Origin of the sequence: Phreatobacter oligotrophus (assembly GCF_003046185.1) — a bacterium.
GTDB classification, from domain to species: domain Bacteria; phylum Pseudomonadota; class Alphaproteobacteria; order Rhizobiales; family Phreatobacteraceae; genus Phreatobacter; species Phreatobacter oligotrophus.
In genome coordinates, this window is sequence record NZ_PZZL01000036.1 from 1 (window position 1) to 9,454 (window position 9,454).

General features: G+C 59.8%; 5 protein-coding genes and 1 pseudogene. All 6 read right to left on the reverse strand.

The window, feature by feature from the left end:
• Positions 1 to 48: 48 nt before the first annotated feature.
• Positions 49 to 576 carry a BLUF domain-containing protein gene (locus tag C8P69_RS22890; RefSeq protein ID WP_108179749.1) on the reverse strand — a complete coding sequence of 176 codons (528 nt, stop codon included), beginning with the start codon at positions 574 to 576 and terminating at the stop codon, positions 49 to 51.
• A gap of 43 nt (positions 577 to 619) precedes the next feature.
• Positions 620 to 3,793 (reverse strand): sensor domain-containing protein, encoded by a 3,174-nt coding sequence (locus C8P69_RS22895; RefSeq protein ID WP_170118372.1) that lies wholly within the window; start codon positions 3,791 to 3,793, stop codon positions 620 to 622.
• 251 nt (positions 3,794 to 4,044) lie between these two features.
• Positions 4,045 to 5,526: a methyl-accepting chemotaxis protein gene (locus tag C8P69_RS22900; RefSeq protein ID WP_108179751.1), complete on the reverse strand. Its 1,482-nt coding sequence runs from the start codon at positions 5,524 to 5,526 to the stop codon at positions 4,045 to 4,047.
• A gap of 855 nt (positions 5,527 to 6,381) precedes the next feature.
• Positions 6,382 to 8,274: a diguanylate cyclase gene (locus tag C8P69_RS22905; RefSeq protein WP_146167442.1), complete on the reverse strand. Its 1,893-nt coding sequence runs from the start codon at positions 8,272 to 8,274 to the stop codon at positions 6,382 to 6,384.
• 134 nt (positions 8,275 to 8,408) lie between these two features.
• Positions 8,409 to 9,158 (reverse strand): molybdate ABC transporter substrate-binding protein, encoded by a 750-nt coding sequence (locus tag C8P69_RS22910; protein WP_170118373.1) that lies wholly within the window; start codon positions 9,156 to 9,158, stop codon positions 8,409 to 8,411.
• 213 nt (positions 9,159 to 9,371) lie between these two features.
• Positions 9,372 to 9,454 (reverse strand): annotated as a pseudogene (locus C8P69_RS22915) (IS5/IS1182 family transposase); the annotation flags it as partial.

Genomic DNA, 9,454 nt, shown 5'->3' on the forward strand with positions numbered 1-9,454 from the left:
CGGCGACGGCGCCCAGTCTCCACCATGTCGAGGCGGCTCAAGACACTGTCAGTATGGCTGTCCATACTCACAGTGCTCAACGATTTGCGTCACTCCGCGCAAGGCGGCCTTCGCCGGATGCATACGGTAAATCTCATCTGTCGCATCATTGGCAGCGCGCATCCGAAAGGATGGGTTGATGCCAGCGCGGATGGATTTGGCGAGGCTGAGGATCGCGGGAGCCTTGAGATTCTCTGGTGTCCAGCCGGACGCGACAAAATCGGGCCTGCGCTTCAGCGGAGCCCACTTCATGGTCCACTCGGGAAATAGCCGCCGATCAACCGGAACCAGCTCGACCAACAGGATGTCGCAGTGCCGCTGGTCTGCGAACAGCTTCCCGAGCAAGCCGCTAATCGAACGATTGCTGCCCTCCAATACCTGCAGGAAATGCCTGTCCACGGACAGCAGGATCCCGGTCAGTTTTAGCCGCGCGTTGTTGCGGGCCGATTGATCTTCGATTTGCGTCAGCGCGTCAAATGTCGCGTGGCTATCAACGGCGTCAGACAGCTTGCTGGCATAGATGCATCTGTAAAGCATTGTTCTTTCTCAGGTTCGCACGCTTGAGGTCAAACGAAACCAGCTATCCGGCCTTGCGACGTGGCGTTTCGAGTACCTCCCCAATCCGTCGTCTTTCGAAAACGAGTTGATCCGCGGGGACGGGACGGCCAAACAAGTAACCTTGACCGAAGGAGCAGCCTGCGCTCGCAAGGAGCTGGGCTTGATCCGATTGCTCGATACCCTCAGCAGTCGACGAAATTCCAAGGCTTTTAGTGAGTCCGATGACCGCGCAAACGACAGCGTGCGCATCAGCGCTGCGGCTAAGGTCATCGATGAAGACCTTGTCGATCTTCAGCTTGTCGAACGGAAACGTCCGAATGTAGCTGAGCGACGAGTAACCCGTCCCGAAGTCGTCGAGCACGATATGAACGCCCAGCTTGCGCAGCCGTTGGAGATCATCGAGCAAGACCTCATCACGGTCGATGAGAATGCTCTCGGTCACTTCCAGTTCGAGCCGGGCTGGGTCAAGCCCCGTGGCCAAGAGCAGCGGTTCGACAATGGCGCACATGCTTCGGTTTCGCAGTTGGACGGGCGATACATTGACCGCGACGCGGACGTGCGGAGGCATCTCCTGCGCATCGCGACAGGCCTGTTCAATGACCCAATCGCCGACCGGGTTGATGAGACCGGTCTCTTCCAGCAACGGAACAAAGGCCGCAGGTGAAATGAGCCCTCGTTCCGGGTGCTGCCACCGAAGTAGAGCCTCGACTCCAGTCACCTCTCCGCTGCGCAAATCGACCACGGGTTGGTAATGGAGCCGGAATTCCCGCCGCAAATGGGCGAGGCGGATATCAGCCTCGAGTGCCCGCCTTGACCGCACGATCGCATCGAGTTCGCTGTCATAGACGCGCACTCCGTTTCGGCCGTCCGCCTTAGCCTTGTAGAGCGCTGCATCTGCGTTTCTCATCAATTCATCTGCGCTGGCTCCGTGGGTTGGCGCCATGGCGATCCCGATGCTGGCCCCAACGAGGAGCTGGCGATCCTCGACCATGCAGGGTTCAGATACTGCTTCGAGCAGTCGATGACCGATGGCGATCGTCGCCATCGGGACTTGCGGCAAACTGCGATGGATAATCGCAAACTCGTCGCCGCCGAGCCGAGCCACGATATCCTCATCAAGGACGCAGCGACGCATCCGCTCGGCGACCTGACGCAGGATCTCGTCACCGACAGCGTGGCCGTAGGTGTCATTGACCGCCTTGAACCTGTCGAGGTCGATCATGAGAATACTAAAGCTCTGGCCGCTGAGAAGCGCTTCGCCCACATAGGACTTGAGCGCAGCTCGATTGTTGAGCCCGGTTAGAGCATCGTGATGAGCCGCGTGATGGATGCGCTCGAGAGCTGCAGCTCGATCCGTGACGTCCTCGTGGGTCGTTACCCACCCACCGCCCGGGATGGGTGACGTGACAGACTGGATCAATCGGCCCGAGCGCGTCTTGAGCGTCGTGCGGAACTCTTCACCGTCAGCAAGATCGCGCTTCAAGGCGATGAGCCGCTCCACTGGCTCGCCTGAAAACGTGCCAGCATCGCCTCTGAGTTGCAGGAGTTCGAACGCTGACATGCCTTTGACGACCTGCCCAGGATCGAGCTCAAACAGCTGAACATACCTCTGATTGAAGATCGACAGCCGTTCGTCAGCGCCAAACATGACCAAGCCTTGAGCCATATGCTCAAGCGTCAACGACAATTGCTGTGCCTTCTCCGACGCCTCCTGACTCGCCCGGAGAGCCTTGTCGTAAAGCGACTTCCGCTCAGTTACGTCTATATAACTGGTAACGAACCCGCCGCCACTGACTGGAACGCCCTGAACCGCAATGACACGCCCATCGGGCCGCACCCGCTCGAATTGATGCGGCACATTCCGCGTTGCGAGCTCGAGCCGTTCCGCTACCTGCTGCTCTGGATCGCCCGGACCGTATTCACCTCGGTAGGCGTTGTAGGAGATTATGTCTTGCAGTGTTGTGACAGAAGGGTCGATCAGATCCTCGGGAAGCTCAAGGATCTCTCGAAACTGCGCATTATGATGTCGCAGCCGCATGTTGGCGTCGATGTAGGAAATTCCACCCGGGAAGCTATCGATAATGGTCTTCAGCAGCTCTCTCTGTTGAACAATATCAGTGACGTCGGTCCGAAAGCCAACCGAATGGCCGGACTTGGTCCGTCGCTCACGAACCTGCATCCATCGACCGTTTGGGAGCTGCTGAAGAAGCTCATTGGCGTCCGCCTGATGGCTTCTGAGGCGATCGTTGAGCCAATCGGCCTGAGATGAGGCAGACGTTCCGGCCGTGGGGTACTGACCACGTTCCAGCCCGAACCGGATGATTTCCTCAAAGCTCACGCCGGGAGCAACAATGGGAGCCGTTTCCGGATACCCGTTACGGTAGGCTGCATTGCAGACGGCGAGTTTGTCCTCTTCGTCAAAAATGACGAAGCCATCAGGGACGGCATCGATGGCCTCAGCGAGCAGCATTTCGGCCCGGCGACCCGCAGTAATGTCTGTCCGGACGATCAGAAAGCGATCAATGCGTCCCGACGGGCCGTGCAGGGGGGAAACCGAAGTGTCAGCCCAGTAGCGCTGGCCACCTTTTGATACTTCGCACAGCTCCCCGCGCCAGACCGACTGACGCCGTAAGGTTCTGAGAACGTGCCGCGCCAACGTTTGAGGCATGTCACTCGCCTGGAGGGACAGATAGTGCCGTCCAATCAGTTCCTCGCGCTCAAAGCCTGAAAGTCGGCAGAACGGACTATTCGCCTCGACGAACCGACCGCGCCGATCGATCATCGCAATAAGAGCAGCGCTGTTGAGCGCGCTCTGAAAGGCATTCGCCTGCTCGAGCGCCTGCTCCGCATCGCGTCGGGCAGCTTCGTTCTTATCTGCTGTGGCACCGATCTCCGTCACATCGTCGATACTGACCACGAAACGGTCATTGGACGCACCCGCGATCGGGAGGACAGCGACAGAAAGCCAGCGACAGGCCCCGTCTGGCCCATCCAAACTGACTACAGCCTTGGCACCCAGCGTATCGTGCGTCCGAGCCCCAAACCTGCCCCAGAACGATTGGAACGGGGCGTCACGGGTGCGCCAGGCAGCGCCAAGATCGAGGTGGGCTGGTCGATCTAAGTCATCATGGCCCAGAAGCCATAGCGCAATGTCATTGATCGCCAACAGACGCCCAGCGTCATCCACGACCGCCATGCCTGTCGGCGCCAGAGCGACCAATTTGCTCCAGTCTTGCTCACTTGGAGCCATAGACACCGGGTCAGCTCCGAAATGCGTGCAGACCTGTGACGAGAGCCTTGCCATGGGTCTTGTTCCATCGTGCGGCAGGCATCAATCTGTCGCGATTACCTGTGAAATAGCCGTTAATGCCACTTTTGGCTGCTTCAGATCCGATTGGCGAATGCATGCATCGCCAAGAGATGACTATCAGGGAGCGTCTTGCGACCCTAGCGCGCCAGGACGACAGCTGCTTCGCGCGTCGCCGCAACCGCCGTTGAGACCTGCGTGACGGCCGACGAGATTCCGGTCATGTTTTCGGTGATTGCAGCGCTCGAGCGGGCAGCAGCTTGCATCGTGGACGACATGTCGTGCGTGACGGTACTTTGCTCCTCGATGGACGCGGCTGTTGCCACAACGCTATCCCGCAGTACCTCGATGGAAGAGCGGATGGCCTGGAGAGATTGCAGAACATCGTCCGCAATGGCCTGCACGCCATTAATCTCAGACCCGATCTGTTCGGTGGCCTTTGCTGCCTGATTTGCGAGGTTTTTCACCTCTTGGGCAACAACGGCAAAGCCCTTGCCAGCTTCCCCCGCGCGCGCGGATTCAATCGTCGCATTGAGCGCCAGCAGGTTGATTTGGCCAGCAATATTATTGATCAAGCCAACGATGCCACCCATAGCCACGGTGGCTTCCGAGAGACGGCTGGCGTGTGTGCCTGCCGCGTCGGTTTGAGAGAATGCGCTCTCGGTCGCTGATCGCGACTTCGCCATCATTTGCGAGATTTCCGAGATGGACGCGGCCAGCTCTTCCGTGGCCGCAGCCATACCCTGAACATTGTCACGCGTCAGGCCGGCACCTTCGATGGCTTGAGCCGACTGCTCATGAGTTCGAGCTATCGCCTGATCAATCTCCCGGAAATTCGTATCGATCATCGTGCGAAGCCGACGGAGCATCTGCATTTGCTCTGTGATGTCGGTGGCAAACTTGACGACCTTCACCACCCGTCCCGATGGATCGAGAATGGGGTTGTAGGATGCCTGGAGCCAAACCTCCTTCTGGTCACGACCGAGCCGCCGATACTGTCCGGTTTGGTATTCACCCTGGCGCAAGCTATCCCAAAAGCGGGCGTAATCCCTGCCTGCCTTCGTTGCAGCATCGATGAAGATCCAGTGGTGCTTACCCTGAATTTCCGGGAGGCTGTAGCCAACAGCACGCAGGAAATTGTCGTTCGCATCCAGGATCCGGCCATCAACGGTGAATGAGATCACAGCCTGTGACCGGCGGATTGCAGCTAGTTCTCCTGCACGTTCGGCGTCCTCACAGCTTCGTCGCGTGATATCGGTCGCGAACTTGACCACACGGTATGGCTTGCCATGTCCATCTATGAGGGGGTTGTAGGACGCCTCGATCCATACCTCGCGGCCACCTTTCGCGATGCGCTTGAATTGTCCCGCCTCAAACTGTCCTGCGCGCAGCTTATCCCAGAAGGCCTGGTACTCGGGGCTGTCCTTGACGGCTGTCTCAACGAATATTGAATGATGTTTGCCGCGAATTTCCTCGAGCGTGTAGCCAAGTACCTTAAGGAAATTGGCATTCGCGTTCAGGATGGTTCCCTGGAGGTCAAATTCGATGATGGCCTGGACGCGATCCAAGGCGGCGAATTTGGCATCGCGATCACGAGCACTCTTACCAAAATTGTGCCACATGGCATTTCTCCGGTCCCATTATCAGTGACCTTAGGCGGCCCTCAGCCCACACAAGAGGCATATATTCAACGCCGCAACGACGTTAATAATTGCCTAAAGATGCTTCGGATTCTGGATTATTGAGGGCTGCTCGCGATTGAACGTATTTCATCGGTGCGGGCCCCCTTGGTCCCATCAAGGGGACGGCTGGCTCGGTCGAGCACATTGGATGCCGTTGGCCTGCTAGTGGGCTGCAGCGGGCGTCATGCTCCATCGGTGACTGGGCTCAGCCGTCTCGCTAAGTGAGACCGGCATTCATTGCGAAACACAACAGGCTTTATGCCTCAGCGCTTGATCGCCAAGACGGTCTTCCCGCCTCATAAGGCTACGGGCATAAGCGGGGTCTATCTGACACGGCGCGACCCGGCCAAGAGAACGGCTCGCTTCTACCGGGTGTTCATCCATCCCAACCTGTGGGGAGAATGAACCCTGTTTCGAAAATGGGGTGGATCGGCAGCTGCGGAACTATGAAAGCCACCGCGTCCCCCAAATGCCAGAGCGGCGCTGTTGGCGTTACAGAGTCTGGCGAGACCGAGGTCAGACGGGGTACTCAAGTCACTAGGACCTTTGAGCAATTCGTCCGCGGTCGGAGTTGCAGCGAATTGACGTGGGTCGCCTGCCCAGATGAGCCGAACTCCGGCCGTAGCCTGGTTGCCCCGGCAAGGCCGATATGAGGTATCACTTACGGATCAGGGCAAACTCACCGGCACAATTTGCAGGATCGCCAAGAACGGGCTCATACGGTGCGGCGAATGGTTGTCGGGGATCCGTCAAACGGATACCCAAGGAGCGTACTGCGCACATAGAGACTGTGTCTCAAGTCAGCTGGAGCGCGGGGGCGCATTCGTCGAGAAGCGCGGCATAGACGCGATTTCGACCCCCAGTTTTGGCGCGATACAGCGCTTCGTCGGCCTGACCAATGAGGGATTTAAGGGTCGGCCAGCCCGCTATGGAATTGGCAGTCGCGATGCCGATGCTGACCGTGACGACGGCTGTGGACGAGTTACCAGCGTGCGGTATTTGAAGATCCGCCACGGCCGCCCGGATACGCTCTGCCACGACCAAAGCGCCATCGCGGCTGGTATCTGCGAGCAAGAGTGCAAACTCTTCGCCGCCGTAGCGCGCTGCCAGGTCTCCCGGCCGGGTGGCATGGCTTTGAATGACAGCGGCAATTTGCTGGAGGCAGTGATCGCCCGCCAGATGGCCGTATGTATCGTTAAATGCCTTGAAATGGTCCGCGTCGAGCAACAGCAGGCTCAGATCGCGTCGGCTCTGTCGTGCCAGTAAGAGCTCACGCTCCGCCCGATCATCCAGAAACCTGCGGTTTGCTAGACCTGTAAGCCCGTCGAGGGTGGCCAATCGCGAGAGATGGCCTTCGAGCTGCTTCTGCTCGGTGACGTCGCGCGAAATCGCCACCACGCCGTCCACGCGCCCAGTGTTCGGGTCGTGGGTCACTGACAATGAGGATTCGAGCCAGACCGTGCCCGTGCAGCGGTGGCGGGTACGGTAGGCAAGCAGGGCTTCCGTGCGGTCGCCTCGCTTGAGTTCGGCAACCACAGCCTCCACCGCCGCGCGATCCTCGACATCGACCCCTGCCAGGGCGTGGCCTCCCAGCAAGCTCTCCGGCGGCCATCCCAGGACCCGCAACGAGGCCGGAGAGACATATGTCAAGGTGCCATCGAAGGCGATTCGAGTGACCATGTCATTCGACGCTTCAGCCAGCAACCGAAACTCCGCCTCGCGGGAAGAAACGGTGGCCAGCAGGCGTTGGCGCGCGGCCAGCTCACGCAACATCAGCGCACCCAGGAGGCCAATGATTAAGGTCAGCCCCACCACCATGCTCATGCGCCAGGTGGCCTCGAGCCGCCACGGGGCAAGTACTTCGTCATGGCCGCGGGCGACCAGCATGAGCAGCGGCAATTTCTGGCTGCGCTGGTAGGCGCTAATCCGCGTGACCCCGTCGAGCACGCTCTGAAAATGGATGACCCCTGACATGTCAGACGTCACGTGGCGATAGAAGGGCGAGGCCGTGAAATTCCGCCCAATTGCCTGCTCGTCGACGGGAGAGCGCGCCAGCAAAGTCCCGTCGGAACGCAGCAACGCCAGTGAGCCTTCGTTGCCAAGTTTGAACTGGCTGTAGGTTTCCACGAAATAGGACACGTCGATCGAAGCGAGGACGACCCCAGCAAACTCGCCATGCGGTCCATTGAGCCGGCGAGAAATCGTAATGATCCACTGGCCCCCGGACCTGCTACGTACGGGGCTGCCGATAAACGGCAGCCGGTTGGCTGTCGCTTGGTGATGCTGGAAATAATCCCGGTCGGAATTGTTATGACCGGTGACGTTGTCGGTCTCAGACGTCGCGACCCATTCTCCGTCGGCCGCATACACGAAAAGCCCGCGCAGGCGCGGCAGGGTCGCCTTACGAAGGTTGAGCAGCGTCTTCAGATGCTCGACCGCTCGCGGGCGATCCCCAAAGTTCTCAAGCCAATGGACGATCCCGATCAAAGCGTTGTCGACCAGCTCGACGCTGTCTTCCGCCTGACTAACCAGCGAGCGGGCCAGATTGGTCGCCTCGACCTCCGCCGCATGAACATCGCTGTTGCGGATGTCGATCTCGCGGTACCAGCCGAGGCCCACAATCGTGACGCACAGCGCAACGAGTAGCCCATAGGGCCACGAAAAAATGTGGGACTTTAGCTGTGCCACCGGCAAACTCCGTGGCCGGCAACCTAGCCCTCGAATGGTTAACAGTGGTTAACGCCGCAACTACGTGGTTCAACCACCGGGCAGGCCATTCGTCGAATGGCCGGAATGCCAGTGCCCCCGAGCTCCACCGCCAATCAGGGCTGTTCCATCCCCATCGCTTCGATAGCCTCCCGCGCCTGGGGTGACGTTAGAAAGCGCAGCCACGCGGTCGTTTGCGGGTGGACATCGCTTCGCCCAGATGCAGCGACATAGATTGTATAATTCTGGAGGCTTGGCGGTAGTGGACCGAGGCTCTGGATCTCCGCTACGCCTACTAGCTCGCTCACCTGCGCAAAAGCGAGGTCTACCGCGCGGCGAGCTACCAACTGCGCTACTTCGGCGCCTGATGATGGACGCGTCAGCTTGGCCGCGACCTGTTCACCAAGCCCGAGCCTTACAATCAGCGACTCGATATAGACCCCGCTAGGACCCGCCGAATATGCCACCCGGGGCGCCGCCAGGAGTGCCGCTCTCAGCGCGTCAGCGCTATCGATGACCGGCGGCGGGTATCCGTTCCGGACGGCCACTGCGACCCCAGTACGGGCGACGGCAACTTTGACGTCCGGAGCAAGATGGCCAGCCGCTACGAGCCGGTCGATGGCTTCGCCGCCAATCAACACCGCGTCGAACCGCTCTTCAGCCGCGATGCGGCGGGCGGTGGCTTCCGTACCACTCCATACGATCTCCACGCGGTGGCCAAATTGCCGTTCGTACTGCGTCGTGAGCTGTTGCAGCCCGTCCTTCACCGCGTTCGCCGCAATCATGCGCAGCGGGCGTTCCACGGGCTGAGCGGCGCCAGCGCCGCCTATCGCGATCAAGCTGCACCCAACCAGCACGATGCGCATAAGGCCGCACACAGTCATGGCCACCCCCCGCCTGAACCACCCCGGCATTTTGCTTGGGGTTTGTCGTGGAAATTACGCGTCCACGGGCGTCGCCGCCAGCGTGGCATGATTATGCACAGCCCCCCAGGAGAAACAGCGCGTCGGTGCCGCCGAGTTTGGCCCGGGTCTCCCTGCCTGGCGCGTCCGTTAGGTTCGCAGACCTAGGGTCCGGACTCATAACCAGTAGGAGACGATGGCAGCGATGTGGACGGCGGCGAGGAAATTGACCGCCAATCTGTCGTACCGGGTCGCGACGC

Bases quoted from the DNA above. Each gene is read 5' to 3' on its own strand.
- C8P69_RS22890 (WP_108179749.1), bottom strand. From the start codon at position 576: ATGCTTTACAGATGCATCTATGCCAGCAAGCTGTCTGACGCCGTTGAT.
- C8P69_RS22895 (WP_170118372.1), bottom strand. From the start codon at position 3,793: ATGGCGGTCGTGGATGACGCTGGGCGTCTGTTGGCGATCAATGACATT.
- C8P69_RS22900 (WP_108179751.1), bottom strand. From the start codon at position 5,526: ATGTGGCACAATTTTGGTAAGAGTGCTCGTGATCGCGATGCCAAATTC.
- C8P69_RS22910 (WP_170118373.1), bottom strand. From the start codon at position 9,158: ATGCGCATCGTGCTGGTTGGGTGCAGCTTGATCGCGATAGGCGGCGCT.